At 70.6% G+C, this 26,484-nt stretch carries 27 protein-coding genes, 1 pseudogene and 1 riboswitch; of the genes and pseudogenes, 17 read left to right on the forward strand and 11 right to left on the reverse strand.

Annotation, left to right across the window (positions count from 1 at the left end; genetic code table 11):
• Positions 1-4 precede the first annotated feature (4 nt).
• The 4 genes from ACIBG8_RS02250 to ACIBG8_RS02265 are packed head-to-tail and all read left to right on the forward strand — an operon-like array spanning position 5 to position 3,895.
• Positions 5-1,051 carry a winged helix DNA-binding domain-containing protein gene (locus ACIBG8_RS02250; RefSeq protein ID WP_397340626.1) on the forward strand — a complete coding sequence of 349 codons (1,047 nt, stop codon included), beginning with the start codon at positions 5-7 and terminating at the stop codon, positions 1,049-1,051.
• A gap of 31 nt (positions 1,052-1,082) precedes the next feature.
• Entirely contained in the window at positions 1,083-2,513 is a 1,431-nt protein-coding gene (locus ACIBG8_RS02255; RefSeq protein ID WP_397340627.1) for a wax ester/triacylglycerol synthase family O-acyltransferase, read from the forward strand.
• A gap of 9 nt (positions 2,514-2,522) precedes the next feature.
• The gene (locus ACIBG8_RS02260) at positions 2,523-3,608 is read left to right on the forward strand and encodes a winged helix DNA-binding domain-containing protein (protein WP_397340628.1); all 1,086 of its coding nucleotides are present in this window, start codon (positions 2,523-2,525) and stop codon (positions 3,606-3,608) included.
• Complete coding sequence (locus ACIBG8_RS02265) at positions 3,575-3,895, forward strand: hypothetical protein (protein WP_397340629.1); 321 nt, start codon at positions 3,575-3,577, stop codon at positions 3,893-3,895. Before ACIBG8_RS02260 ends, ACIBG8_RS02265 begins: the two co-directional genes overlap by 34 nt.
• 55 nt (positions 3,896-3,950) lie before the next feature.
• On the opposite strand, the gene tenA is transcribed toward ACIBG8_RS02265, so the two are convergent.
• The gene (gene tenA, locus ACIBG8_RS02270; RefSeq protein WP_397340630.1) at positions 3,951-4,613 is read right to left on the reverse strand and encodes a thiaminase II; all 663 of its coding nucleotides are present in this window, start codon (positions 4,611-4,613) and stop codon (positions 3,951-3,953) included.
• Positions 4,601-4,699, reverse strand: a riboswitch (TPP riboswitch). Its footprint overlaps the gene before it by 13 nt.
• Before the next feature lie 110 nt (positions 4,700-4,809).
• Between tenA and ACIBG8_RS02275 the strand changes: the two genes are divergently transcribed.
• Together ACIBG8_RS02275 and ACIBG8_RS02280 are read left to right on the forward strand one after the other, a co-directional pair.
• Positions 4,810-5,391 (forward strand): dihydrofolate reductase family protein, encoded by a 582-nt coding sequence (locus ACIBG8_RS02275; RefSeq protein WP_397340631.1) that lies wholly within the window; start codon positions 4,810-4,812, stop codon positions 5,389-5,391.
• A gap of 1 nt (position 5,392) precedes the next feature.
• Entirely contained in the window at positions 5,393-5,956 is a 564-nt protein-coding gene (locus tag ACIBG8_RS02280; RefSeq protein ID WP_397340632.1) for a dihydrofolate reductase family protein, read from the forward strand.
• Positions 5,957-6,363: 407 nt separating this feature from the next.
• Here the strand turns inward: ACIBG8_RS02280 and ACIBG8_RS02285 are convergent, their stop codons facing one another.
• The gene (locus tag ACIBG8_RS02285) at positions 6,364-6,963 is read right to left on the reverse strand and encodes a TetR/AcrR family transcriptional regulator (protein WP_397340633.1); all 600 of its coding nucleotides are present in this window, start codon (positions 6,961-6,963) and stop codon (positions 6,364-6,366) included.
• 143 nt (positions 6,964-7,106) lie between these two features.
• Here ACIBG8_RS02285 and ACIBG8_RS02290 point away from each other — a divergent pair.
• Positions 7,107-8,018, forward strand: a pseudogene (locus ACIBG8_RS02290) (RNA polymerase sigma factor); the annotation flags it as partial.
• The gene (locus tag ACIBG8_RS02295; protein WP_397340634.1) at positions 8,019-8,960 is read left to right on the forward strand and encodes an adenosine deaminase; all 942 of its coding nucleotides are present in this window, start codon (positions 8,019-8,021) and stop codon (positions 8,958-8,960) included.
• On the opposite strand, the gene ACIBG8_RS02300 is transcribed toward ACIBG8_RS02295, so the two are convergent.
• Both ACIBG8_RS02300 and ACIBG8_RS02305 read right to left on the reverse strand, forming a co-directional pair.
• A complete protein-coding gene (locus ACIBG8_RS02300) occupies positions 8,957-9,385 on the reverse strand; it encodes a DUF6194 family protein (protein WP_397340635.1) in 429 nt (142 codons plus the stop codon). The genes ACIBG8_RS02295 and ACIBG8_RS02300 overlap by 4 nt on opposite strands.
• Before the next feature lie 72 nt (positions 9,386-9,457).
• Complete coding sequence (locus ACIBG8_RS02305) at positions 9,458-10,720, reverse strand: PucR family transcriptional regulator (RefSeq protein ID WP_397340637.1); 1,263 nt, start codon at positions 10,718-10,720, stop codon at positions 9,458-9,460.
• A gap of 103 nt (positions 10,721-10,823) precedes the next feature.
• Here ACIBG8_RS02305 and ACIBG8_RS02310 point away from each other — a divergent pair, with 103 nt between their 5' ends.
• Genes ACIBG8_RS02310 through ACIBG8_RS02330 form a run of 5 tightly spaced genes read left to right on the forward strand, consistent with a single transcriptional unit; the run spans position 10,824 to position 17,096 of the window.
• Positions 10,824-11,858: a DUF917 domain-containing protein gene (locus ACIBG8_RS02310; protein WP_397340638.1), complete on the forward strand. Its 1,035-nt coding sequence runs from the start codon at positions 10,824-10,826 to the stop codon at positions 11,856-11,858.
• The gene (locus ACIBG8_RS02315) at positions 11,855-13,153 is read left to right on the forward strand and encodes a hydantoinase/oxoprolinase N-terminal domain-containing protein (protein WP_397340639.1); all 1,299 of its coding nucleotides are present in this window, start codon (positions 11,855-11,857) and stop codon (positions 13,151-13,153) included. The genes ACIBG8_RS02310 and ACIBG8_RS02315 overlap by 4 nt, the downstream gene beginning before the upstream one ends.
• Before the next feature lie 28 nt (positions 13,154-13,181).
• Entirely contained in the window at positions 13,182-14,501 is a 1,320-nt protein-coding gene (locus ACIBG8_RS02320; RefSeq protein ID WP_397340641.1) for a purine-cytosine permease family protein, read from the forward strand.
• 20 nt (positions 14,502-14,521) lie between these two features.
• On the forward strand, positions 14,522-16,039 hold the full coding sequence (locus tag ACIBG8_RS02325) for a hydantoinase/oxoprolinase N-terminal domain-containing protein (protein ID WP_397340642.1): 1,518 nt from the start codon (positions 14,522-14,524) through the stop codon (positions 16,037-16,039).
• A complete protein-coding gene (locus tag ACIBG8_RS02330) occupies positions 16,032-17,096 on the forward strand; it encodes a DUF917 domain-containing protein (protein ID WP_397340643.1) in 1,065 nt (354 codons plus the stop codon). The genes ACIBG8_RS02325 and ACIBG8_RS02330 overlap by 8 nt, the downstream gene beginning before the upstream one ends.
• Before the next feature lie 26 nt (positions 17,097-17,122).
• Here the strand turns inward: ACIBG8_RS02330 and ACIBG8_RS02335 are convergent, their stop codons facing one another.
• From ACIBG8_RS02335 to ACIBG8_RS02345, 3 genes are all read right to left on the reverse strand, one after another.
• On the reverse strand, positions 17,123-17,560 hold the full coding sequence (locus ACIBG8_RS02335) for an ester cyclase (RefSeq protein ID WP_397340644.1): 438 nt from the start codon (positions 17,558-17,560) through the stop codon (positions 17,123-17,125).
• A gap of 254 nt (positions 17,561-17,814) precedes the next feature.
• Positions 17,815-18,483: a winged helix-turn-helix transcriptional regulator gene (locus ACIBG8_RS02340; protein WP_397340645.1), complete on the reverse strand. Its 669-nt coding sequence runs from the start codon at positions 18,481-18,483 to the stop codon at positions 17,815-17,817.
• Positions 18,484-18,522: 39 nt separating this feature from the next.
• A complete protein-coding gene (locus tag ACIBG8_RS02345) occupies positions 18,523-19,128 on the reverse strand; it encodes a TetR/AcrR family transcriptional regulator (RefSeq protein ID WP_397340646.1) in 606 nt (201 codons plus the stop codon).
• A gap of 64 nt (positions 19,129-19,192) precedes the next feature.
• Between ACIBG8_RS02345 and ACIBG8_RS02350 the strand changes: the two genes are divergently transcribed.
• Complete coding sequence (locus ACIBG8_RS02350) at positions 19,193-20,143, forward strand: zinc-binding alcohol dehydrogenase family protein (protein ID WP_397340648.1); 951 nt, start codon at positions 19,193-19,195, stop codon at positions 20,141-20,143.
• On the opposite strand, the gene ACIBG8_RS02355 is transcribed toward ACIBG8_RS02350, so the two are convergent.
• Together ACIBG8_RS02355 and ligD are read right to left on the reverse strand one after the other, a co-directional pair.
• Complete coding sequence (locus ACIBG8_RS02355) at positions 20,058-21,254, reverse strand: MFS transporter (RefSeq protein ID WP_397340650.1); 1,197 nt, start codon at positions 21,252-21,254, stop codon at positions 20,058-20,060. The two genes, ACIBG8_RS02350 and ACIBG8_RS02355, sit on opposite strands and share 86 nt — an antisense overlap.
• Positions 21,255-21,311: 57 nt before the next feature.
• Complete coding sequence (gene ligD, locus ACIBG8_RS02360; RefSeq protein ID WP_397340651.1) at positions 21,312-22,244, reverse strand: non-homologous end-joining DNA ligase; 933 nt, start codon at positions 22,242-22,244, stop codon at positions 21,312-21,314.
• A 79-nt stretch (positions 22,245-22,323) separates the two neighbouring features.
• Here ligD and ACIBG8_RS02365 point away from each other — a divergent pair, with 79 nt between their 5' ends.
• Positions 22,324-22,653: a YciI family protein gene (locus tag ACIBG8_RS02365; protein WP_397340653.1), complete on the forward strand. Its 330-nt coding sequence runs from the start codon at positions 22,324-22,326 to the stop codon at positions 22,651-22,653.
• Positions 22,650-23,843: an RNA polymerase sigma factor gene (locus ACIBG8_RS02370; RefSeq protein WP_397340654.1), complete on the forward strand. Its 1,194-nt coding sequence runs from the start codon at positions 22,650-22,652 to the stop codon at positions 23,841-23,843. Before ACIBG8_RS02365 ends, ACIBG8_RS02370 begins: the two co-directional genes overlap by 4 nt.
• On the opposite strand, the gene ACIBG8_RS02375 is transcribed toward ACIBG8_RS02370, so the two are convergent.
• Positions 23,782-25,047: an MFS transporter gene (locus tag ACIBG8_RS02375; RefSeq protein ID WP_397340656.1), complete on the reverse strand. Its 1,266-nt coding sequence runs from the start codon at positions 25,045-25,047 to the stop codon at positions 23,782-23,784. The genes ACIBG8_RS02370 and ACIBG8_RS02375 overlap by 62 nt on opposite strands.
• Positions 25,048-25,090: 43 nt before the next feature.
• Between ACIBG8_RS02375 and ACIBG8_RS02380 the strand changes: the two genes are divergently transcribed.
• Positions 25,091-25,504 carry a helix-turn-helix domain-containing protein gene (locus ACIBG8_RS02380; protein WP_397340657.1) on the forward strand — a complete coding sequence of 138 codons (414 nt, stop codon included), beginning with the start codon at positions 25,091-25,093 and terminating at the stop codon, positions 25,502-25,504.
• A gap of 167 nt (positions 25,505-25,671) precedes the next feature.
• Here the strand turns inward: ACIBG8_RS02380 and ACIBG8_RS02385 are convergent, their stop codons facing one another.
• Positions 25,672-26,040 (reverse strand): STAS domain-containing protein, encoded by a 369-nt coding sequence (locus tag ACIBG8_RS02385; protein WP_397340658.1) that lies wholly within the window; start codon positions 26,038-26,040, stop codon positions 25,672-25,674.
• Positions 26,041-26,484 lie beyond the last annotated feature (444 nt).

A 26,484-nucleotide genomic window follows, 5' to 3' on the forward strand; every position in this document is an offset into this window, starting at 1 on the left:
TCAGATGCTCAGCTTGAGGGATCTCAACCGTGCCACCCTGGCCCGCCAGCTGCTGCTGGAGCGCGCCGACGGGACGCCCGCCGAGGTGGTGCGGGCGGTGGCGGGGCTGCAGGCTCAGGAGCCGCGCCCGCCGTACCTGGGCGTGTGGTCGCGGCTGGCCGGGTTCGCCCGCGACGACCTGCACGGGGCGCTGGTGAAGGGCGAGATCGTGCGGGCCACGACGTGGCGCGGCACGCTGCACCTGATGACGGCCGCCGACTTCGCCGGCTTCAGACCGCTGCTGCAGCCCCTTCTGTCTGGGGCGGCCACGCAGCGGTTCCCCGACCTGGATCCCGGCCCGGTGATCGAGGCGGCCGACCGGCTGCTGGCCGTACGCCCGCACACCTTCAACGAGCTGCGCGCGCTGCTGCAGGAGGAGTTCCCCGACGTCAACGACCGGGCGCTCGGCTTCGCCGTACGGATGCTGACGCCGCTGGTGATGGCGCCGACCGAGGACCGGTGGAGCTTCCCGCGCGACGCCGCCTTCGGCCTGCCCGGGGTCGAGCTCCGTGAGGGGACGCCGGAGGCGCTGGTGGAGCGGTACCTGGCCGCCTTCGGCCCGGCCAGCGTGGCCGACGCGCAGACGTGGTCGGGGCTGAAGGGGCTCAAGGCGGTCATGTCCGGGATGGAGCTGGAAAGGGTGAAGGGTCCGGACGGGCGCGAGCTGTTCGACCTGCCGGGCGCGCCCAGGCCGGACGGGGACGTCCCGGCTCCGGTGCGGTTCCTGCCCGACTTCGACACCCTGGTCCTCGGGCACGCCGATCGCTCGCGGATCATCGCCGACGAGCACAAGGGCGAGGTCACCACCAAGAACCTGCGCGTGCGCGCCACCTACCTGGTCGACGGGTTCGTGGCGGGCACCTGGCAGATCAAGCGCACGGCCAGGAAGGCGACCCTGCAGCTCACCCCCTTCGTGGACACCCCACTGAAGACGCTGGAGGAGGAAGGGCTGGCCGTGCTGGCCTTCGCCGAGCCCGACGCGGCGTCCTTCGCTCTTGAAGTGGTGGGCTGAGTCTGGTTTGTTCGGGGCGGAGGTACGTGTCATGCCGCAGCTGACCGCCCTGGACGCCCAGTTCCTGAACTTCGAGACCGCCACCAACGTCGCCAACATCGCCGGGCTGGCGATCCTGGAGGGTGACCTCAACCGCGCCGACCTCCAGGCCCTGCTGGAGGAGCGGCTGCCGTACGTGCCCGCCCTGCGCAGAAAGCTCGCCGAGGTGCCGTTCGGCCTCGATCATCCCTACTGGGAGCAGGAGGACGACCTCGACCTCGACTACCACGTGCGCGAGATCGGGCTGCCGCCCCCGGGCGACGACCGGCAGCTCGCCGACCAGGTCTCCCGGCTGCACGCCCGCCGCCTGGACCGCGCGCACCCTTTGTGGGAGATCTACCTCATCCACGGGCTGTCCGGCGGCCGCATGGGCCTCTACACCAAGATCCACCACGCGGCGGTGGACGGGATCGGCGGCGCCGACGTGCTGGCCGCGCTGCTCGACGTCACGCCTTCGCCCGCGCCGCGCCCTCTTGTCGACCCGGAAAGGGACGAGCCGCCGCCCAGCGCGCTGGCCATGGTCGGGCGCGGGCTGATCCGGCTCAGCGCCAACCCGGCCCAGGCCGTCCGGTTCGCCGCGCGGGCCATGCCCCACCTGGACGAGATCCCGGTCGTGTCCATGCTGCCCGGCAGCCACCTGGTGTCGGGTCTGGCGCGGCGGTTGGCCGGATCGCCCGACCTGCCGGAGTTACCGTCGCTGCCCGCGCCCAGGACGCCGTTCTCCGGGCCGATCTCCGGGCACCGGCGCTTCGCGTTCGTGTCGCTGCCGCTGGACGAGATCAAGCAGGTGCGCAAGGCGTTCGGGGTGACGGTCAACGACGTGGTGATGGCGGTGTGCGCGGGGGCGCTGCGGCGCTGGCTGGCAGCGCACGGCGGGGTGCCCGCCCAACCGCTCGTGGCCGGGGTGCCGTTCTCTCTGCGTACGGCGGGCGACCAGGGGCACGGCAACCAGGTGGCGATCATGTCGGCGCCGCTGGCCGTACACCTGGAGGACCCGGTCGAGCGGCTGCGGCACGTGCAGGAGTCGATGCAGCGCATCAAGGACCGGTTCTCGCTGGCGCCGGCGCGGTGGCTGCGCGAGTTCAGCGAGTCCATGCCCGCCGCGCTCATGGGGCTGGCATCACGCTCGGCGTTCGGGCTGGTCGGGATGGCCTCGGGGCCGATCAACGTGGCGATCTCCAACGTGCCCGGCCCGCAGTTCCCGCTGTACGTGTGCGGGGCCAGGCTGCTCACCCACTACCCGGTCTCGGTGATCACCGACGTGAGCGGCGGGATGAACATCACCGCCTTCTCCTACGACGGCTCCCTGGACGTGGGCGTCGTCACCGACCGGGCCATGATCCCCGACGCGTGGGAGATCACCGCGCACCTGCGCGACGCGCTCGACGAATTGCGGAACCTACCTTTCCGCGATGGCTCGTAGCCTTTGTCCATGGTGCTCACGCAGAGGGTTCTCAACCGCACGACGCTGGAGCGGCAGCTGCTCCTGTCCCGCTCCTCCCTGTCGCCGCTGTCCGCGGTCGAGCGGCTCGTCGCCGTCCAGGGCCAGGAGCCCAACTCGCCCTACTACAGCCTCTGGACCCGGCTGGACTCCTTCACCCACGACGACCTCACCTCGTTGATGTACGGCAAGCGGGTCGTGCGCGCCTCGCTGATCCGCGGCACCCAGCACCTGGCCACCGCCGACGACTACCTGTGGTTGCGGCCGATGATGCAGACGCGGCTGCGCGCCGCCAGGCAGTCGGCCTTCGGCAAGGACACGGCCACCGTCGACCTGGAGGAGCTGGCCGAGCTGGCTCGCAAGCACCTGTCCGGCCGCACGCTGACCAGGCCGCAGCTGGCCGCGCTGCTGGCCGAGCGGTGGCCCGACGTGGAGAAGATGACGCTGGGGTGGTCGGCGCAGATGACGTTGCCGCTGGTGCACACCCCGCCCAACGGCACCTGGAACAAGGGCGGCGCCACCCCGTTCACGCTGGCGGAGGAGTGGCTGGAGCGGCCACTGGAATGGTCGGCGCCGGTGGAGCTGCTGATCGAGCGGTACCTGGCCACCTACGGCCCGGCCGGCGTGATGGACATCCAGATGTGGTCGGGGTTGACCAGGCTGCGTGAGGTGGTGGCGGGCATGGACCTGCGCCACTACACCGACGAGACCGGCCGCGACCTGGTCGATCTTCCGTCGGCGACGCTGGCCAGCGGTGAGGAGGACGCGCCTGTGCGCTTCCTGCCTTACTTCGACAATCTCGTCGTCGCCTTTGCCGACCGCTCCCGGCTCATGACGCCCGAGCAGCGCAAGCAGATCTGCGTCGGCTCGATGGTCTACCCCACGTTCCTGGTCGACGGAACTGTCGGTGGCATGTGGGACCTTAAGGACGGCACGCTGGTCATGCAGCCCTTCGCCCCTCTTCGCGCCTCCGCGGCGGCTGATCTGGCGGAGGAGGGCGCGCGACTGCTGGCCTTCGCCGGGTTCGAGGGAGGGAGCATCACATGGCAGACGCCCAGCGGCTCTTCGACGACCTAGCCGAGGAGCACCTGGTGAAGCCGGAGGTGAGCATGGGGCGCATCCTGGCCAACGAGGGGCTGACGGTGAACGGCAAGCTCTACGCCTTCTGCTCCAGGGATCGCCTGATCGTGAAGGTGCCCCTGGAGCGGGCGCGCGCCCTGCTTTCCGACGGTACGGCGGAGCCGGTCGAGATGGGCAAGCGGCGGATGAAGGAGTGGGTGGCCTTCACCTCGCCGCAGGAGGAGGAGTGGCGCGCCTTCATGGCCGAGGCCCTCGCCTTCGTCGAGAGCCTCACCAAACGTTAGACCCCTCACGAGGAGAGACCTCTTCTCGGGGTCAGGGTCTTTCTGCCAGGGGTTCTTAGAGCCACTGGGCGGTCGGCCACTGCTCCAGCCGCCAGGCGCTGTCCCAGAAGAGCCACTCGAACTCGGTGGCCTTCACGAACGCCTCGGCCATGGCGTCCGCGTGCTCGGAGGTGGCCAGCCGGTCGGCGATGGCCCGCGCCTGGGTGACGGCCGCCTCGAACTCCGGATCCGCATAGGTCTCGATCCACGCCCGATAGGGATGCTCAGGCGTGCTGCGCGACACCAGCGCCTGTCCGACGTCCTGATAGACCCAGAAACACGGCAACACAGCAGCGACCAGCACCGGATAGGGCGCACTGAGCGCCACAGCCTGCAACCAGGAGGAGTAGGCCAGCGCACTCGGCGAGGTCACCACGCCGGACAGATCCGCCTCGGTCAGACCGTACTGCTCGATGTATCCGGCGTGCAGCGTGCGCTCAGCCGCGATGGCGGCGTGCGCGCTCTGCGCCCAGAACGCCGCCTCGTCGGGATCCTGCGCCCGCACCGCCGCCGTGGCCAGCGCCTTGGCGAACGCCTCCAGGTAGCGGGCGTCCTGGACGATGTAGAAGGCGAACCGCTCCCTGTCGAGGGTGCCGTCGCCGAGGGCGGCGTTGAACGGGTGCTCGTGGATGGCGCGCAGCAGCTTGGCCGTACGGGCCCAGACGTCGTCGGAGAACACGACAGTCCCTTCGCTAGTCCGAACTAGATCAGGTTCAACGGGTGTGATCTCAGCCCTGGACATACCGGGCACCCCGCGTCAGTGGACCACTGTAGCCGTTTCCGATGGGGAGAAAAATTTCTGCGAGTGAATGTCGATCCGCGCGAGCTCCGTCCGACGCGTCTGTGAAAGCACTCGAGAACACCTGGGAGACGCAATGAGCACCGTGATCATGGCCAACGTCGTGTCCGTCGACGGCTTCATCGCCGACGACAACGACCAGCCGGGACCGCTGTTCGACTGGTACTTCAGCGGCGACACCCCGCTCACCGCCGAAGGGTTCGGCAAGGTGTCGGCGGCGTCCGCCGCCTACATCAGGCCGATCTGGGAGAGCGTGGGGGCGATGGTGATCGGGCGGCGGCTGTTCGACATGACGAACGGCTGGGAGGGCAACCCGCCCGTCGGCGGGCACGTGGTCGTCGTCTCGCACCGGCCCAAGCCCGAGGGGTGGCACCCCGAGGCGTCCTACCACTTCGTCGACGACGTGACGAAGGCGGTCGCCAAGGCCAAGGAGCTCGCCGCGGGGGGTACGGTCTCCGTGGCGGCGGGGGAGGTCGGCGGGCAGGCGCTGGAGCTCGGGCTGGTGGACGAGGTGGCGATGGACGTCGTGCCGGTCGTCTTCGGGTCGGGCAAGCGCTACTTCGGGTCGGTCGGCAACGCGCAGCTGCTGCTGGAGGACGCGCACACGGTCGTCCAGGGCGACCGCGTCCTGCACCTGCTGTACAAGGTGCGCCGCTGACATGGCCGCGACCGTCCTTTACATGTCGATGTCCCTCGACGGCTTCGTCGCCGGGCCGAACGAGAGTCTGGAGAACGGGCTGGGTGACGGTGGGGAGCGGCTGCACTCGTGGTTCTCGAACGCCGAGGGTCCTGACCGCGAGGTCGTCGACGAGTCGTTGACCACGGGGTCGGTGCTCGCCGGGCGGGGGACCTTCGAACCGGCGGGAGGGTGGGGCGGGGATCACCACGACGGGATCGCCATCTTCATCCTCAGCCGCCACCGGCCCGCGCCCGAGTTCGCCCAGTGGCCCAACGTGACGTACCTGGGCGACCTGGAGGAGGCGGTACGGCGGGCCAGGGACGCGGCGGGTTCTCGGAACGTGCTGGTCCACGGCGTGGGCACGGCCCAGCGGTGCCTGCGGGCCGGGTTGCTCGACGAGATCCAGATCAGCCTCGTTCCGGTGCTGCTGGGGGAGGGGCGGAGGTTGTTCGAGCACCTGGGGGTCGGGCACGTCGAGCTGGAGACTGTCCGCGTCATCCAGGGCAGGGACGCGACCCACCTGCGCTACCGCATCCGCCGATGACCCCACCGAAGCCGCCGCACCCCCAGGGGTCGCGGCGGCTTCCCGCAGGGCGGGTCGTTCGGCGGTCTGATGGCGGCCCGCACGCGGCTCACCACCCGGTCGCCTCCTCCGAACCCGCCACTGACGATCAGCACACCCGCACGGAGTGCCGCTTCGCGGGCACCCAACGACATCACCCGCACGCGGGGAGTGGCCCACCATCATCCGTTCGGAGCACCGCCACAAAGGCACCCAACGACAGCACCCGAAGGTGGGCTGTCCGCTCGGCCGGGCGGGGGCTGAGGCCTGCCCGCGGTCGCGAGCGGGCGTTGCGGTCTGTGGGTGGTCCGGAGTGGGCGCCGAGGCTTGGTGGTCCCGAGCGGGTGCTGAGGCTTGCTTGTGGTCCCAGACGCCCCCACGCGGGTCGCCTACGCCAGCAAACCGAAAGCCCGCTGGGCAATCTCGAGCATAGCGGTCGCGATCTCCTCCGCGCTCTGCCCCTCCAACGTCCGCCCCTGCACCTCACGAAACAACACCCGGTCCACCCCCGCGAGCTGCGCCGCCACCACCCGCGCCGCCACCGAGTCCGCCCACTCCACCCCCAGCTCCCCGGCCAGCGCCGCCTCCCGCTGCTCGTGCAGGTCGCGCAGCCGGGCCAGCAGCGTCGGGCTGTCGGCCACCATCCGCGCGAACGCCTGCCCCGTGAACCCCACCACCGGGTCCTGCGCGCGCACAGCCGCGAGGTAAGCCTCCTGTAGCGCCACCAGCGGGCTCTGCCCGGAAGGGCGTTCCCTGACCGTTTTCGCCAGTCCGTCCACGAACTCTTCGTGGTGGTCGAGGGCTAGATCCTCCTTACGGGGGAAGTAATTGGTGACGGTCATCTTCGCCACTCTCGCGGCAGTCGCGATCTCGGCGATCGTCGTCCTGTCGAAGCCGCGCTCGATGAACAGTTGGGTAGCGTGGTCGGAGATGGCCTGCCTGGTCTCCCGCTTCTTCTGTTCCCTCAGCCCCAAGGTGTCGATGCTCATAGCCCCTACCCTCTCACAGATTTTTAGGTCGGTCATGTTTTTAGGTTGACTACAAGCTAGTCTCAACCTAAAGTTAGGCGCAACCTAAGTTTGGAAAGGTCTTCATGCCAGGAGTGGACACGCTCGACGAAGAGACGACCGCTGCCACGGTCGACTCGGTCAAGGACTACCTCAAGGGCATCGGCAAGGTCGCCCTGCTCACGGCCGAGCAGGAGATCGAGCTGGCCAAGCGCATCGAGGCGGGCCTGTTCGCCCGCGAGCAGCTGGACGTGGCGGACGAGACCATGACCGCGCAGCTCAGGGTGGATCTGGAATGGATCGCCCAGGACGGCGCGCTGGCCAAGGACCGCATGCTGCAGGCCAACCTGCGCCTGGTCGTCTCCATCGCCAAGCGCTACAGCGGTCGCGGCATGCAGCTGCTCGACCTCATCCAGGAGGGCAACCTCGGCCTCATCAGGGCGATCGAGAAGTTCGACTACGCCCTGGGCTTCAAGTTCTCCACCTACGCCACGTGGTGGATCAAGCAGGCCATCACCCGCGCGATGGCCGACCAGGCCCGCACGATCCGCATCCCCGTGCACATGGTCGAGCTCATCAACAAGGTGGCCCGCGCCCAGCGCAAGATGACCATCGACCTCGGCCGCGACCCCACGCCCGAGGAGCTGGCCGCCGAGTGCGACCTCGAGCCGGAGCGCGTGGTCGAGGTGCAGCGTTACGGCCGCGAGCCGGTCTCGCTGCACACGCCGCTGGGGGAGGAGGGCGACAGCGAGCTGGGCGACCTGATCGAGGACACCGAGGCCATCTCCCCGGCGGAGGCGGTCGCGTTCACGCTGCTGCAGCAGCAGTTGCGGTCGATCCTGGCCGGGCTGACCGAGCGCGAGGCCGGTGTCATCACCATGCGTTACGGGCTGGACGACGGACAGCCGATGACGCTCGACGAGATCGGAAAGGTATACGGCGTAACCCGCGAGCGCATCAGGCAGATCGAGTCGAAGACGATGTCGAAGCTGAGGCACCCGTCACGGTCCCAAGTGCTGCGGGATTACCTTAACTGAGTGAAAAACCTGCAATCCCTCCCGAAGGCCCACCTGCACGTGCACCTGGAAAGCACGGTGCGACCTGCGACGCTGGCGGAGATCGGCGGCGGCCACGTGCCGCCGCGCCCGCCCGTCTTCGCGGGGTTCAGGGAGTTCGGCGACCACATCTCCCAGGTGCGCTCCTGCCTCATCGAGCCTGACCACTTCCGCCGCATCGCCCGCGAGTTCTGCCAGGACGAGGCCGCGCAGGGCACCCGCTACGCCGAGCTCACCTTCACCGCCGCAGCGCACGGGGAACGCCTGGGCGACCTCGGCATGCCGCTCGCCGCGGTGATCGAGGGGCTGGCCGAGGGGCAGGAAGAGCACGGCATCGAGGTGCGGCTCCTGCTCGACCACTCGCGCCGCCGTACCGGAGAGCGCGCCTGGAACACCCTCAAGCTGGCGGAGAAGCACGACGAGGTGATCGGCATCGGGCTGGCCGGCGACGAGAGCCACCCGCTGGCGCCGTTCGCCGGCATGCTGGACGCGGCCCGCGACGCCGGGCTCCACCTGGTCCACCACGCGGGCGAGACGGCGGGCCCGGACAGCATCAGGGAGGCCCTCGCCCTCGGCCACGCCGAGCGCATCGGCCACGGCATCAGGGTCCTGGACGACCCTTCGCTGGTCGCGGACGTCAAGGATGTGCCGCTGGAGGTGTGCCCGTTCTCCAACGTCCTGCTGGGCCTGGTCGCCGCGCCGCAGGACCACCCGCTGCCCCGGCTGATCGACGCCGGGCTCACGGTGACGCTCAACACCGACGGCGAGACGTCGCTGGTGTCGGAGTACGAGACCGCCAGAACCCTCTTCGGGTACGGCGACGCCGTACTGGCAGGGCTGGCCAGGGCCTCGGTCGACGCGAGCTTCGCCCCTGCGCCGACCAAGGCCCGCATCCGCGCCGAGATCGACGCCTGGCTCGGTTAGACCTGCCGCGCCTTGTGGTTGGCGTAGCGGCGGGCGGCGAAAGCGTGTGCCTCGGCGAGCAGCTCCTTGACGGTGTCCAGGGTGGCGGGACCGGGGTTGACGACGCACACCCAGTGCTGCCCGGCGTATTCGGGGTGTGGCATGAGGACGTCGCGCTCCGCGTGGTCGACGTTCTCTGCCGCGCCGTACCTGGCGGTGAACGAGGCCTTGGTCAGGCCGATGTTGAGCCGGTAGGCGCCCGGCTCGCCGAGCCGGGAGACGGTGTCGTAGTGGTCCCCGGTCACCATCGTCACGAACGGCATCTGCCGCGACGGCGGGAGGTCGCCGGAGGGGTCGTAGAGGTAGAAGACGTCGTCCTGGGCCTCGAGGATCCTGAGCCCGTCGAAGGTCCGGGTGATGTACAGGTGCATCTCATCGCTGTTCACCTGCTCAATTTTATCTTTGACCCACCCAGTGAGACTTAGCCCGAAAAAGCCAAGCAAAGCCGCGAAAAACCCTCAAATGCGGGCAGCGCGGCAGGCGAGCTGGAGGGCCAATCGCTGCTGCGGGTCGCTCAGGTCGGCCTGCAGCAGCTCCTCGATGCGCCGGATGTTCCGCCCGACCGCGTTGCGGTGCAGATGCACCTCCTCCGCCGCCTTGGCAGGCGAGCCGTGATGATCCAGATAAGCCCGCAGGATCGCGATCAGCCGCCCCGGCCGCTCCCCGCCCAGATCCAGGATCGGCTGCAGCAACTCCCGCACCGCCTGCTGCGCCGCGTCGGAGGAGTACCACTCCTCCAGCATGCGGTCCAGCCCGGCCAGGTCGTAGGTGGCCAGCGGCAACGACCCCCTGCGCAACGCCGTACGAGCCTCAGAAGCGCAGGTCCGCAGGCCGAGCACGCCCTGGTGCGTCGTCGAGACCCCGCACCGCAGCTCCGCACCGGCCGGCCGTACCCGGTCGAGCAGTTGCCCCGCCTCCCGCACGGCCTCACGCAGCCCCGCCCGCCCCTGGTCGCGAGCCTGGGTACGGACCACCACCAGCGCGTCCCCCGCAAGCGCCGCGTTCCAGGAAGGCCCGACCATCGAGCGCATCGCCCTGGACGCCCGCGAAGCCACGGTGTCCAGCAGCGCATAGCGCTCGGGCCCCTCCTCCATCACCGGCTCGAACCGCACCACCACGTGCCAGTCGTCCACCGGCAGCCCGAGCGCCCTGGCCCGCGGGGCCAGCTCCTGCGCCTGCTCCTCCGGCGCGACCAGCAGCTCGGTCAGCAACTGCGCGCGCGACCGGCCGGGCAGCTCGTCGGGCCCCGCGGCGGCGGCCAGGGCTGCAAGCCGTACCACGATCGCCGTGGCGGCCCCGAGATGCCCGCCCGGATCCTCCACGGTGAAGTCGGCACTGACCGGAACGCCCATGGCCTCACCGACCAGCGAGGCGATCCGCTCGGGGACGCCCCCCGCCCGCCCGATGCCCCGCACCGCCCGCGTCGCCCTGGCCAGCGCGTCCGATGCGTCGCCCGCGAGCGAGCGTTCGATCGACACCACCAGCTCGGCCAGGTCACCGTCTTCTTCCAGCAGGGAAACGCCGACCCGCTCGGCCAGCTCCCGAGCGGCCCGCCCGATCACCACGGGCGCGGTCAGCACCAGCGACGTGGCACCCGCGGCGGCCGCGTCGCGCAGCGCCACCTCCAGCCGATATCCGGCGGCCGTCGACGAGCAGGCCCTGGTCAGCACCAGCACGGAACCGCGCGGCTGCCGCACGATGTCGCCCAGATTCTCGATCAACCGCACACCCGTCATCCCCCAAGTGTGCCACCAGCACACCAATCCCGAAAAATGGTGCTCACGGCATAGAAGTCCTTTACCTGCGACTTCATAGCCTGAGCGAGTGGACATCGACACCGAGTCGCTCCCCGCGTTCGCGCGAGGCTGCGCCGTCCTCGGCTCCGGGGGCGGCGGGCCCGTCACGATCGCCCGCGCCGCGGCTCTGCAGGCGCTGGAGGACCACGGGCCCGTCCGGGTCGTCCAGCCGGCCGACCTCGACCCCGGCCTGCTGGTCATGCCGGTCGGCACGGCGGGCTCCTCCGCCGTCATGTCGGAGCGCGTCGGCGGCACCGAGGAGCCCGTGCACCTGCGCGGCAAGATCGAGGAGTTGTACGGCACGCGCGTCGGCGCGCTGATGGCCAGCGAGATCGGCGGCGCCAACGGCTGCCTGGCCGTCGCGTGGGCGGCCCGCCTGGGCCTGCCGCTCGTCAACGCCGACGGGATGAGCCGCGCCTTCCCCGGCATGGACCAGACCATCATGCAGCTCCGCGGCATCGCGCCCACCCCTGCGGTGGTGTGCGACGAGCGCGGCAGGACCGTCGTCATCGACCACGTCACGGGCCGCTGGCTGGAGCGCCTGGTACGCGGCGCGCTGGAGGCGTTCGGCGGCCAGGTGGCCACCAGCGAGTACGTCCTGCGCGGCCACCAGGTCGCCACCTCCACCGCGCTCGGCTCGGTCACCCGCGCCCTGCGCCTGGGCACCGAGCTGCCCGACCCCCTGATCACCGGGAAGATCGCCGAGGCCGCCGACGGCATCCTCGTCGAAGGACTCGGCGCCGACCAGGGCAGGCTCGTCAGGATCGAGGCGGGCAGCGAGTTCCTCGCTGTGCTCGAGGACGGGCGCGCCCTGGCGTGCGTGCCCGACGTCATCGCCCTCGTCGACACCCGCACCGCCGAGGTGGTGCAGGCAGAACAGGTCAGGTACGGCTTGCGCGTCAGCGTCCTGCGCCTGGAGTGCGACCCCGCCTGGTACACCCCTGCCGGCCTGCGCCTGGCCGGACCCGCGGCCTTCGGGCTGCCCGAGATCTCCCCCTCCAGCCCGTCCGGTACCCCCTGCCGGACGGGCACCCCCACTTCAGGAACAGGGGTGGCGTCATGAAGGCCGGAGTGGATGTCGGCCCCACCAACACCGACGCTGCCCTGCTCGACGACGCGGGCACCGTCCTGGCCACCGTCAAGGTCGCCTCCGTGCCCGACGCCCCCGTGGCCAGCGTGCGCGCCGCGCTGGAGCGGCTGCCCGCGGCCGAGCTCACCCAGGTCGCGGTCGGCCTGCGCGGCAGCGCCACCTCCGTCACCCGGCGGCGCGAGCTGCGCCGGGTCGCCGTGCTGCGGATCAGCGGCGACTCGGCGCGAGCCGTACGCCCCCTGTTCGGCTGGCCGTCGGACCTGCGCGAAGCGGTCCTGGCCGGGGCGGAGATCGTGGACGGCGGCGGCGGGCTGGAACGCGACGACTGGACCCCGCTGGACCGCGCTGCCGTCTCCCGCTTCGCCGCGTCCATGGCGGGCACCGCCGAGGCGTTCGCGGTCACCGGCCTGTTCTCCCCGCTGGACGCCGAGCAGGAGCACGAGGCGGCCGAGCTCATCAGGGCCGAGGCGCGCCACCTGCCGATCGCCCTGTCCTCCGACCTGGGCTCGCTCGGCCTGCTGGAACGCGAGAACGCCACCGTGCTCGACGCCGCGCTGTCCGGCTTCGCCGCGGGCGTGGCGGGCGGGCTGGCCGCGCTCTGCCCCGGCGCCGCGGTGTTCGTCACCCGCGGCGACGGCACGCTGATGAGCCTGGAGCACCTGTCCAGGCATCCAGGGCTCAGCCTGGGCAGCGGCGCTGCCAGCGTGCTGCGCGGCGCGGGCGCGCTGACCGGGCTGGAGGACGCCGTGGTCGCCGACGTCGGCGCACGGCGGGTCAGGGTCGGCGTGCTGGCAGGAGGCTTCCCGGAGGAGGCCGTGGGCGGCGCGCATCTCGGCGGCGTGCCCGTCGGCTTCCGCATCCCCGGACTGATCAAGGTGGCCAGACCCGTCGACGACGCGGAACTGGCCGAGGCCGTGGACCGGCTCCAGCCGGGCGCCGACCGGCTGCCGCTCGTCGTCGTGGGCGGCGGCGCGCAGGCCGTGCCGCAGGGCATCCACCCCGAGCACGGGCTGGCGGCCGGCGCGATCGGCGCGGCCGTCAGCCCGGTGGGCGGCCACTACGAGCGCATCGTCCGCCTGCCCGACAGCGCCGGGCTGGCCCCTGCCATGGACGCGGTGATGGAGGAGGCCAGGGCGGCAGCCGTACGCGCCGGAGCCGATCCCCGGCAGACCGTGATCCTCGAGGCCGACGACACGCCCCTGGCGTACCTCCCAGGACCTTTCGTCAAGCTCCGCGCCAGGGCGGCCGGTCCGCCCTCGCGCTGGTGACACCACCCCCCTGAAAGGCGACACATCGATGGTCGACGAGGACTACCCCCTCGAGCGGGTGCCGCAGAGCGCCCGCTACTCCTGGTTCAACGTGGCCGTGCAACGCTTCGGCCAGCTGTCCGACCTCACCCAGTTCCTGCTCGGCGCCACCCTTGGCGCGGGTCTGTCGTTCTGGGGCGCGTTCTGGGCGTTCACCCTGGGATCGGTGATCCTGGAGGTGGTCTGCATCTTCGTCGGCATCGCCGGCATGCGTGAGGGTCTGTCCACCTCGATGCTGGCCCGCTGGACCGGTTTCGGCCGGTACGGTTCCACGATCATCGGCATCATCATCACGCTCAGCCTGTTCGGCTGGTTCGGCGTGCAGACCGGGGTGTTCGCCGCCGGGCTGCACGCGATCATGCCGATGCTGCCGCTGTGGTCGTGGGCGCTGATCGCGGGGCTCGGGGTGACGCTGCTGGTCATCAAGGGGTTCAAGGCGATGGGCATGACGGCGTTCATCACCGTGCCCGCGTTCCTGGGCCTGGCCGGCTGGGCGATGTGGGTTGAAATTTCACGACACGATCTGAGCGCTCTCGTGGCCTCGCCGCCGTTCGGCGAGCCGATGACGATCGCGACCGGCGCCACCATCGTGGCCGGGTCCTACATCGTCGGCGCGGTCACCACGCCCGACATGACCAGGTTCAACCGCAACACCGGGGACGTGGTCAAGCAGACGCTCGTCGGCATCTCGCTCGGCGAGTACGTGCTCGGCCTGGCCGGCGTGCTGCTGGCCTACGCGGTCAAGTCGTCCGACGTGATCGCGATCATCACCGCCTCCTCCGGCGTGATCGGCGTCATCGTGCTCATCTCCGCCACCGTGAAGATCAACAACTGGAACCTCTACTCCGCCGCGCTCGGCCTGCTCAACGCGGTCGAGGCCACCATCGGCGTCAAGCTCAACCGGGTCGCCGTCACCATCGGCATCGGCGTGCTCGGCAGCCTCCTGGCCGCCGCCGGGATCCTGGAGCACTTCACCGACTTCCTCATGATCCTCGGCGTCGTCACCCCGCCCGTCGCGGGCATCATGGTCGCCGAGTACTTCGTCGTTCGCCGCTGGCGCCCCGCCCTCGACGCCTCGCGCGAGAGCGGCAGGCTGCCGGACACCGAGCCCACCTGGGTGCCCGCCACGCTGGTGATCTGGGCGGCGTCCGCCCTGGTCGGCTGGCTCAGCGACCACTACCAGTGGGTCGGCATCCCGGCGCTCAACTCGCTCATCCTGGCCGGTGTGGCCTACATCGTGGCGGGCAAGCTCGGCTGGGTGCGCGGCACCCGCGAAACGCCCGTCGAGCAGCCCGCCCTCGTCTCCTAGAAGAAAGCCTCCCCCTTCTCATGCGCATCGGCATCGACGTCGGTGGTACCAACACCGACGCTGCCCTCATCGGCGACGACGGCCAGATCCTGGCCACCGTCAAATCACCCACCACCCAGGACGTCACCGGTGGCGTCGCGGCGGCCCTGGCCGGGCTCGGCGCGACGGACGTGTCCGCCGTGATGATCGGCACGACCCACTTCGTCAACGCCCTGGTCGAGGCGGCCCGCCTGGAGCCGGTGGCAGCCGTCCGCCTCGGCCTGCCCGCCACCGCCGCCCTCCCGCCCATGGTCGACTGGCCGGTACGGCTGCGCGAGGTCGTCGAGGGCGCGGTCTACCTGTGCCACGGCGGCCACGAGTACGACGGCACCCCCATCTCCGAGCTCGACCCGGCCGAGCTGCGCGAGGTGGCGGCCGACATCCGGCGGCGCGGCCTGCGCTCGGTCGCGATCTCCTCGGTGTTCTCCCCGGTCAGCTCCTTGTTCGAAGAGCAGGCGGCGGCTCTGCTGCGCGCGGAGCTCGGGCCGGACGTGTACCTGTCGATCTCCAGCGAGATCGGCCGGGTGGGGCTGCTGGCCAGGGAGAACGCCACGATCGTGAACGCCGCCCTGCGCCCGCTTGCCGACCACACGATCGACGCGTTCGGCGAGGCGCTGCGGGTGGCGGGCATCGAAGCGCCGCTGTTCCTGTCGCAGAACGACGGCACGCTCATGGACGTCGCGCACGCCAGGCGCTACCCGGTGGCGACGTTCGCGTCCGGGCCGACCAACTCCATGCGCGGCGCCGCCTACCTGTCCGGGTTGAGCGACTGCGCGGTCGTCGACATCGGCGGCACCACCACTGACGTCGGCATCCTGGCGGGCGGGTTCCCGCGCGAGGCGGCGGGGGAGGCGCTGGTGGCCGAGGTGCGGACCAACTTCCGCATCCCCGACGTGCTGTCCATCGGGATCGGTGGCGGGTCGATCATCGCGCCGGATGGCACGGCGGGGCCGCGCAGCGTCGGCTACCGGCTGACGTCTGAGGCGCTGGTGTTCGGCGGGCACACGCTGACCGCCACCGACCTGGCCGTCGCGGCCGGGCACGCGGTGATCGGGACTCCGGCGCTCGTGTCCGGCGTGCCGTACGAAGGGGCTTTGAAGGTCATCGCGGAGCGGGTCGCCGAGGCGGTCGACCGGATGCGCACGTCCTCGGCTCCGCTGCCCGTCGTGCTGGTGGGCGGCGGGAGCATCCTGGTGCGTGACCTGCCGGGCTTCGCGGACGTGCGGCGGCCTGAGCACTTCGAGGTGGCGAACGCCGTGGGGGCGGCCATCGCCCAGGTGGGCGGGGAGGTGGACCGGGTCTTCTCCGGGCCGCGCGAGTCGGTCCTCTCTGCCGCGAAGGCGGAGGCCGTCGCGCGGGCCGAGCGGGCTGGCGCCCGCGACGGGAGCGTGCGGATCGTGGACGTGGAGGAGGTGCCGCTCGCCTACCTGCCCGGCGACGCCGTACGCATCAGAGTCAAAGCCGTCGGCGACCTGGACCTGGAGAAGATCAATGCGTGAGATCACCGTCGACGTGCTCGACGACATGGCGCGCGGCGCCGGAATCCTCGGCACCGGGGGCGGCGGTGATCCGTACATCGGGAAGCTGCTGGCCCGCGAGGCGATCAGGCGGCACGGGCCGGTGCCGCTGCTGTCCATCGACGAGGTGCCCGACGACGCGACCGTCGTGCCCGTCTCCGGGATGGGCGCACCGACCGTGCTGCTGGAGAAGCTTCCAGCAGGGACCGAGGAGCTCGCCGCGCTGCGCGCCCTCGAAGCCGTGATCGGGCGGCGCGCCACGCACATCGTGCCCATCGAGGTGGGCGGGGTGAACTCGATGATCCCCATCGCGGCCGCGGCCCAGGCGGGGCTGCCGCTGGTGGACGGCGACGCCATGGGGCGCGCGTTCCCCGAGGCGCAGATGGTGTTGCCGACGCTCATCGGGGTGCGCAACACGCCGATGGCGCTGGCCGACGACAAGGGCAACACTCTGGTCGTGGACGCGGTGTCCAACCACTGGGCGGAACGCATCGCGCGGGCGGCCTGCACGCAGATGGGGTGCCAGGTGTCGTGCGCGGACACGGTGATGCGCGGGTCGCAACTGCGCGACGGCCTCGTGCCCGCGACCCTGACGCTCGCGTTCTCGCTGGGTCGTGCCGTACGGCAGGCCCGCGCTGCTCACACCTCGCCGGTCCTTGCGGCGCTGGAGGTGCTGGGGGGTGTCGAGCTGTTCTCCGGCAAGGTGGTGGACGCGGAGCGGCGCACCACCGGGGGGTTCGCGCGGGGGTCGGCGCGGCTTTCCGGGGATGGGGAGCTGGAGCTCTCGTTCCAGAACGAGCACCTGCTGGCGCGGCGGGACGGGGCGATCGTGGCGACGACGCCTGACCTGATCTGCGTCCTGGACACCGACTCCGGCGAACCGGTGACCACCGAGGGGATGCGGTACGGGCTGCGGGTCACGGTGTTGGGCGTGCCGTGCGACCCGCGGTGGCGGTCACCTGGGGGGTTGGAGCTGGCGGGGCCACGGTATTTCGGCTACGACTGCGACTACCACCCGCTGGCGGGCCACCGGGTGTAGCCGCTGGGTGATGTGCGCGGCGGCGGTCATGGGGCCTTGATGAGGCCGAGCTGCTGCAACTGCGCGTAGAGATCGACGACTCCCCAGAGCTCGATGATCTGGTCGTCGGCGAGGCGGGCGATGAAGATCTCGTTGTAGGTGACGGACTTCCCGGTCGGCGGCGCGCCCCGGTATTCACCGGTGTTGGTACCGGTGACCGTCTGCCTAGCGATGATCTTGTCGCCGTCGGCGAGCAGGTCCTCGACCTTCACGTGGATGTCGGGGAATGCGCGCAGGAGCACGTCCCAGATGCGGTTCTGGATCGGCACCGCAGGGACAGCGGTGCCGTCCGCCATGTGGAACCGCCCGTCCGGATGGATGTACTCGTCGATGGCCTTCGCGATGACCTCCAGGTCGCCGCTGTTGACGGCGTCGTGGAAGCGGTGGTAGGTCGCCTTGTTGCGCTCTTCCAGGGCTGTCGACATGTCGCCTCTCCTCGGGGTGAAACCAACGTCTCGCTAGTTACGACGACACAGCCCCTCGAAATGTGACGTCCCGCACCCCCGCCCGCCCGCACCCCCGCCCGCCCGCACCCCGCGCCCCACGCACCCCGCGCCCCACGCCCCGCGCCCGCGCACCCCAACCCTTGCCGCGCAAACACCTGCCGTAGCGCACCCGTCTGGTGGGTTCATCGCGTATCGGGCCTCGCCGTCGCCCACCAGGGCGCGCCAATGTGGGCCTACTGAGGGATGCGGGATCGAGGCGTCGGAAGGCGGAAGAGGGACTGGAGCCGGGCGATCGTCGCCGGGTCGCCCGTAGCCGTGACGGCCCCCTCGTGGATCTGGTCGGCAAGCTGCACCTTGCCCGCGCTGACCTTCAGAAACGTGTCACTGTCCGTCTCGATGACCGCGTCCGGATACTGCGCAGGACCATGCACCGTGTCGATGGCCCCGTCGGACACCCGCGCGTGGAACACCTCCCCATCCACCCGGAACTCGTAGGTAGCCCGCACCCCCTCCGCCGCCTCGGCGTTGAAGCACGCGCGCAACCCCAGCACCGCCCACCCCGGATGGAACAACTCCCCGTCCCGCCGCTCCCCGAGCGCCCACTTCATCCCCCACCGCGCCAACGCCAGCACCGCCGGGGCGAGCTCCTCCCCCGCCTCGGTCAGCGCATACGCAGGCGTACGGGCAGGTGCGGGCAGCGTGACCTTGTGCACGAGCCCCTCCTGCTCGAGGTGCTTCAACCGAGCGGCCAGCAACCCGGTGCCCAGCCCCCGCAGGCTCTGCTGGAAGTCACCGAACCGCCGCGGCCCGGTCAGGAGCTCGCGGATGATCAGCAGGGTCCAGCGCTCGCCGATGAGATCGAGCGTCCTGGCCGTGGCACAGTACTGATGATAAGTTCCCACTTCACCATCATAGATTCCCAGCTACCTGTTTCTGAAGGCTCAGCTACCAGAGGTAAGACGGTCGGCCAGCTGGCGGAAGCAGGAAGCCAGGCGCTCGCTGTCGCCCGCCCGGAGCAGCGTCGCGATCGGCTCGGTGTGCAACGAGCCGAGGATGAGGTGCGCTATCAGGTCGGCGTCGAGCGACGGGTTCGCCTCCGCGAGCAGCGCCGACACGTGACCGTGCCAGAACACGTAGATCGGGTTCGCCTGCCGAGGCTCCGTGTTGTGCTTCCTGGTGGCCTGCGCGTGCTCGTGCGCCGCCAGCAACCCGCCGTTGCGCGCGGCCAGGGACACCACGCCGTCCAGAAAAGCGGTGAGACGTTCGCGCGGAGGCGCACCGGGCCCCAACGGCGGCGGCCCGGTGCGGGTCGCCTCCTCCAGGGCCAGGGCGCGCGAGTTCATCAGCTCCTGCATCAGCCCGATCCGGCTGCCGAACCGGTGGAACACCGTCCCCTTACCCACCCCCGCCGCAGCCGCGACCCGCTCGACCGAGATCTGCTCAGGGGGATGGGAGCGCAGCAACTCCTCGGTCGCCTGCAGGATGGCCTGCCTGTTGCGCGCCGCGTCGGCCCGCTCCTTCCGCTCCATCCCGTCATTCTGACCCATGGACAAAGTTGACCAGCGGTCCATATATTAACTTGACCAACGGTTCACTTAAGCGGGAGGCGACATGCGCGCGATCATGGTTCACGAGCACGGCGGACCGGAGGTGCTCACCCTGACCGACCTGCCCGAGCCCGAGGCTGGGCCAGGGCAGGTGGTCGTCCGCGCGGAGGCCATCGGGGTCAGCGTGGTCGAGGCCCACATGCGGGCCGGGATCCTCCCGATCCCGCTGCCCGCCGTACTCGGGGTGGAGGCCGCCGGCCAGGTGGTGGCCGTGGGGGAGGGGGTCGATCCCGCCCTGGTCGGTACGGCTGTCGCCGGTGTCACCGGCGGCGCGGGAGCGTACGCCGAGTTCGCGGCGATGCCCGTGGCGATGACCGCGCCGATTCCCGCCGGAGTCAGCGCCGTCGACGCGGTCGCCGCAGGAGCGGCAGGCGCTGTGGCGCTCGGGCTCATCCACAAGGCGGCCCTGCGTGGCGGGGAGACGGTGCTGGTCGAAGCAGGGGCGAGCAACGTGGGCGGATACCTGCTGCAGCTCGCCAGGGAGTTCGGCGCAGGACGGATCCTCGCCACGGCCGGAGCCGAGGGCAAGCGGGAGCTCGCCAGGAGCCTCGGCGCCGACGTGGTGATCGACCACCGGCAGGACGGCTGGACGGCGGAGCTGGGCGACGCGATCGACGTGGCGTTCGAGTCGATCGGCGGAGCGTCGGCGCGCGGGGTGATCGAGGCGCTCACTCCCGGCACCGGCCGGATGCTGTACTACGGCCGCCTCAGCGGCGAGGCCCCGGCGATCACCCCAGACGACCTGCTCGGCAGGGGTGCCACGCTGGTCGGATGCAGCGGGCCCGCGTGGTTCGCCGAGGTGTTCACCGTGCGCTACCCGGAGGTGTTCGCCAGGCTGGCCGACGGGCGCACCAAGGCCGCGGTCGGGCTCACGCTCCCGCTCGCGGACGCCGCAGAAGCGCACCGCCTGGTCGAGAGCCGCGGCGTGACAGGGAAGATCGTCCTGATCCCGTGAGCCACGCCACCACCAGCGCGATGGCTCCGCCGTACAACATGAGGGTGGCAGGCGAGGTGGCGTCGGCCACGACGCCGCCCGCCAGCGCCCCGGCCGACAGCGACACCTGGAACGACGAGACGAACAACACCGTCCCCGCCTCGGCAGCGCCGGGCGCCGCCCTGGCGAACCACGTCTGCGAGCACGCGGGCACCGCGCCGTAGCCGACGCCCCACAACACGAGAAGCACCGCGGCGCCCGCCGGGGTGGTGCCGAGCACGGGCAGCAGCAGCGTCGCCGCCGCGATCAGGAGGGCGGCGGCGCAGAAGGTCGCGGCGAAGAAGCGGCGGATCGTCGCCCCCGCCAGGAAGTTGCCTGCTACCCCGGCAGCGCCGTACACGAGAAGGAAGGTCCCGACGAGTCCGGGATCGAGATGGGTGACTCGCTCCAGGAACGGGGTGATGTAGGTGTAGGTGGCGAAATGGGCGACGACGATGAGGAACGTCACCAACAGCCCGGCCCGTACGGCGGAGCCGCGCAGCAACACACCGAGCACCCGCAGGCTGGTCACCTGCTCGGCGGGCAGCCGGGGCACCAGCGCCAGCAGCGCCACCAGCACCACCGCCGTGAAGACGGCCATCACCACGAACGACGCGCGCCACCCGGCCAGATGCCCGATCCACGTCCCGGCGGGCACCCCGAGCACCGACCCCAGCGGCACCCCCGCGAAGATCACCGCGGTCGCCACAGGGACGGCCCGGTCGTGCACCAGCCGTCCGGCCAGCCCAGCGCCGATCGACCAGAACCCGCCGATCACCACGCCGACCAGCACCCGCGACGCCAGCACCAGCCAGTACGCCGGGGCGAGCGCCGCCATGACGTCGGCCACGACGAGCACGGCCATCAGCGCGCCCAGCATGGAACGCCGGTCCAGCCGCGCCGTCACCACCGTGAAGACGGGCGCGGCGACCGCCGCGACCAGGCCGGGGACGGTCATCGTCAGGCCCGCCGCGCCGTCGGACACGCCGAACTCGGCGGCGACGGACGTCAGGAGCCCGATGGGCAGGATCTCGGTGGTGACGATGGAGAAGATCCCCAGCGCCACGGATACGACGGCGAACCAGTTCAACATGGTCCCCACCCCACCAGCCGGAAGGGGGGATGAGCTGGCGGAAACCCGACCACACCGTCAGTCGGCGCGCAGCCCCCGCCAGGACGGGTGGCGCAGGCGGCCGTCGCCGGTCATCTCCGCGTACTGCACCTCGCCGACCAGCACCGGCTCCACCCAGTGCGGCCGGTCCACCGGCGGTTGGTCGGTGAACGGGCTTGTCGCCCTCGCCAGCGGTGCCAGCCGTACACGCAGGTCTTCCAGTGTGGCGTCGGTGAACCCCGTTCCCACGCTGCCCACGTACGTCAGCCCGCTTTTGCCGGGAACACCGACCAGCAGCGAGCCGATCGTGCCCGCGCGCCGCCCCTCGCCCGGCTTCCACCCGCCCACCACGACGTCCTGATGGATGAAGTTCTTCACCTTCGTCCACTCGGCGCTTCGCCTCCCGGGGCGGTAAGGGGAGGTCAGGCGCTTGCACACCACGCCCTCCAGCCCGAGCTGCCTGCTGGAGGCCAGCGCCTGCTCCGCCTGGCCCTGGAACCACGCGGGCACCTGCCAGCGCGCCCCCGGCCGCACGATCGACTCCAGCAGGTCACGCCGCTGGACGTAGGGCAGGTCGACGGCCGGGCTGTTGTTGACGTGCAGGATGTCGAAGAGCAGGAGCGTGACGGGCACCGTACGCACCAGCTCGGCCACCCGGGCGGTGTTGCGCTGATGCATACGAGGCTGCAGCGCGCCGAAGGACGGCCGCCCGGCCTCGTCGAACGCCACGATCTCCCCGTCGAGCACCACGTCGTGCCCGCCCACCGCCCCGGCCAGCGCATACAGCTCCGGGTAGGCCAGGGTGACGTCCCTGCCGTTGCGCGAGAGCAGACGGAGCGCGCCGTCCTCGGCGTAGGCGAGGCAGCGCACACCGTCCCACTTCATCTCGACGGCCCACGCCTCTTGCTCGGCCGGTCCGGGCAGCGGCCCCAGCTGCGCCACCATCGGCGCGTAGACGGGCAGATGCCCCATGCCGGATGCGTACCCGCGACCCGATCAAGCCCAGCCCAAGCGCATGTCGAGAACCCGGCAACGGCTCCGACCTAGGGACATGAAATACATGCTGCTGATCTACAGCAACGGATCGCTCGTGCCCGCCGAGGTGAGCGCGGAGGTGGACGGGCTCATCGCCGAGTTGGCCGGGAACGGCGAGCTCATCGGCGGGCAGGCGCTGGCCGACCCCGTCACCGCCAGGTCGGTCAGGGGCACGACGGTGACCGACGGGCCGTTCGTGGAGTCCAAGGAGTACATGGCAGGCACGCTTATCGTGGAATGTGACAGCATCGACCGGGCGACGGAGATCGCTCTGCGCTGGCCAGACGCCCGCTACTGCGGACTGGAGGTCAGGCCGCTGATGGACGAGGCCGGGATGGAGATGTGACGGAAACGCCCCGCATCGAGGACCTGCTGCGCGAGCTGGCGCCGCAGGTGCTCGGCACGCTCGTACGCCGCTTCGGGCACTTCGACGAGTGCGAGGACGCCGTGCAGGAGGCGTTGCTGGCCGCGTCCCAGCAGTGGCCCGAGCAGGGCATCCCGGACAACCCGCGCGGCTGGCTGATCACCGTGGCCGCGCGGCGCACCACCGACCAGTGGCGCAGCGAGGAGGCGCGCAGGCGTCGCGAGGTCACCGTGGCGCTCATGCCGCCGGCGCCGCTCGGCCCCGCCGAGGACGACACGCTGACGCTGCTGTTCCTGTGCTGCCATCCCGCGCTGTCGCCGCCGTCGCAGGTGGCGCTGACGCTGCGCGCCGTGGGCGGCCTGACGACGGGCGAGATCGCCAAGGCGTTCCTGGTGCCCGAGGCGACGATGGGCCAGCGCATCAGCCGCGCGAAGCAGAAGATCCGCGGCTCCTCGCTGACCCCAGGGGATCGCCGATCGGTGCTGCAGGTGCTGTACCTGATCTTCAACGAGGGTTACGCCGCCACCTCGGGCCCGTCGCTGGCGCGGGTGGAGCTCAGCGGGGAGGCGATCCGGCTGACCAGGGCGGTGCGGAAGTTGCTGCCCGACGACGGGGAGGTGGCTGGGCTGCTGGCGCTCATGCTGCTCACAGACGCCCGCCGTACGGCCCGCAGTACGCCGGACGGCGCGCTGGTGCCGCTGGACGAGCAGGACCGCACCCTCTGGAACCGGGAGCTGATCGACGAGGGCATAGCCCTCATCACCGAGACCCTGGCCACGGCACCGCTCGGCCCTTACCAACTGCAGGCCGCCATCGCCGCCGTCCATTCCGAGGCAGCGCGGTCGGAGGACACGGACTGGGCGCAGGTGCTCGCCCTTTACCAGCTCCTCGAACGCGTCGCACCCGGTCCGATGGTGACGCTGAACCATGCGGTGGCGCTGGCGATGGTCAAGGGGCCGCAGGCGGGGCTCGACCTGCTCGCCTCGCTGTCCGACGATGACCGGGTTGCCGAGCACCATCGGGTGGAGGCGGTGCGGGCGCATCTGCTGGAGCGGATGGGCGACTTGGGGGCGGCGAGGGCGGCGTTCGAGCTGGCGGCCCGCCGTACGACTAGTCTGCCTGAACAGCGTTACCTGCTGTCCAAGGCGTCGAGGCTCGGCGGGGGAGCCTGAGCGCCAGCGCAGCTGCTCCCAAAGTGAGGGTGCATGCGGCGTTGAGCGCGACCGTCAGCCCCGCGCCCTCGGCCAGCAGTGGGCCGGTGAGCGCCCCCAGCAACGCGACCGCCGCCTCGACGGTGAGGAACACCGCACTCACCCGGCCGAGAATCTCGCCCGGAGTGGACCTCTGTACCCAGGTCTGTACGGTCACCAGCACTCCTACGCCGGGGATTCCCACCAAGGTTGCCGCTATGAGGGCGAGCAGGAGCGACGGCGCGTTGAACAGGGCGAAGAATGCGGCTGCCACCAACGCCATCCCACCGCTGACCGCGGCCCTGAGGGAGAGCTGGACGTGTCTGATGATGGGGGCGCCGAGCAGAAACCCGGCGCCGAGCGCTGACAGCAGGTAGCCGACCCCGGTGCTTCCGTCGAGCCGGGAGATCGCGAACGGCACGAGCAGCGCGGTCAGGGCGGCGTTGGCCAGCAAGTAGACCCCGTTGACGACCAGCAACACCCTGGTGGCGGGCGCCTGCTGGAGGGCTGTCCGGACGGTCCGGTCACGGGCGGAGGCCCGGGTTCGTGAGAGGAGCGCCGACAGATGGCGGGCGCGACCTGGGGTTCGGGAGAGGGGCGACGGTACTGACACTGGGCTGGCGCGGCTCCGGGTTCGTGAAAGGGCCAGCGCCGACAGCAGGTAGCACCCGATCGCCACGCCCACCACCGCATCGGCCCCGGCCGTCGCGTAGAGCAGCCCGCCGAGCGGGGGAGCGGCCAGGCCGATGGCTCCGGTGGTGAAAGCACTCAGTGTGTTGGCGTCTTTGAGCAGTTCTCCGGTCCCGACCACCGCCGGGGTGTGCGCCTGGGCGGCAGGCCTGAACAGGACGCCCGCCGTACCCTCCCCGAGCATCGCTAAGTAGACCAGCCAGACGGTGTCCGGCGTGCGCCCGAGCAGCACCACGGCGACGGAGACCACATGGACCAGATCGGTGGCGATCATCAACCTCCGCCGATCCCAGCGATCCGCCCATACGCCCGCGTACGGACCGAGCAGAAACACCGGCAGATACTCGGCGGCCAGCGTGAACCCGGTGGCCATCACCGACCCCGTAACGGCGTAGACGTGCGCAGGAATGGCAACGACCAGCAGCCCAGCCCCAACCCCCGCCACCAGCCTGGCCATCCAGAGCAGCCGGAAATCCCGGACACGGAGAACCCTCATGATTCTGTGAGAATAGAGAGTACTTCCACTATCCTGTCAAGATATGGACAACGAAGAGCTCGGCAGGCGGCTGCGCGCACGCAGGGCGCTGCTCGGCAGGACGGTGGCGTCGGTGGCCGAGGAGGCGGGGCTGTCGGTGCCGTACATCGCCAACCTGGAAAACGGCCGGGGCAACCCGACGCTGTCCGCCCTGGACCGGCTGGCCGGGGCGCTGGGCACGCAACTCATGATCGACCTCGGCGACCCCCCAACCAGCCCAGCTCCACCACCGTCACTGATCGCCTTCTCCCGCAGCAGGGCGTTCAGACGCGAAGTGGCGCGGCTGGACGGCGTGACCGGGCAGCAGCTCCTCGACGCACTGGCGGGCGCCTGCCGGGCACTGGGCCGCGAAGACCTGGAAGAACGCAACTGGCAGCGCCTCCTCGACGCACTCACCCTGGTGGCGGCGCATCCCTGAGGCCGCATCCAGTGGTGTCCGAGGAGCGACACTCTCCACGTCCTCAACGCTCTTTCTCGCTGGTGGGGAGGGGTGAGGCGGCGTGGAGCCAACCGCTCGGGCGACGCGTCGGATCCAGCGCACGACCATCGCGGGCGTTGGCCTTCTGGCGGGTACGGCGTGGCTGCTCAGTCCGGCGTGCTGCGATCGTGGCCGTTGGAACTGCTTTCGGCTTCGTCTATGTCCGGCGCCAACTCGAAGCTGGCTTCCATCCGGGTGATCTCCAGCAGCCGGCGCACCGCCGCCGACACCCCGGCCAACACCAGGCCGCGGTCCAGCGACAGTGCGCGAACCCGGCTCATGACCAGCGCCGACAGTCCCTGGGCATCCATGAACGACACCCCGCTCAGGTCGAGGACGATCTGTCCGACCGCCGCGTCGAGGCCCTTGGCAACGCACGCGCACAGCGCCCGCTTGCCGACGATGTCCAGCTCACCCACCACGGCGACCACCAACCGGTCGTCCAGTCTCCGGGCAGACACCTGCACCGCGCCCATCGCCGCTCCCGCACACCGGATCGCAGACCACGCAGCGCCAGATGGGAGCACCCTTCCAGGAACCCGTACCCGGCTCTGCATCGGATGTGTCGCGAGGTCCGGGCGGCACAGGAGAATCACCAAACGAAATCCGTACCCGATATGACCAGATTGTCACGTTCAGCGATCAGTCGGGCACACAACGCAGCATACGCCTCCAACGCATCACCTGCACCCCTGTCCGGATATGTAGTCCCAGTCGATGCGTGCGGGCCGTGGGCGCCGAAATCTCGGCGCCTGTATTTCCGTGGACCGTGTCCAGATCCATTGCGACTCCCCTTTAGCCTCTTGACCTGCACATTCAAGCCATTCTCCGGCCGCTTTAAATCTTCGAAATTATCCAAAATAAGAGATCCAATAATCGCTCTTTGCCGTATTAATTTGACGATCCATTTGCAATCAGCT

Origin of the sequence: Nonomuraea sp. NPDC050556, from assembly GCF_044457355.1 — a bacterium.
Lineage (GTDB): Bacteria > Actinomycetota > Actinomycetes > Streptosporangiales > Streptosporangiaceae > Nonomuraea.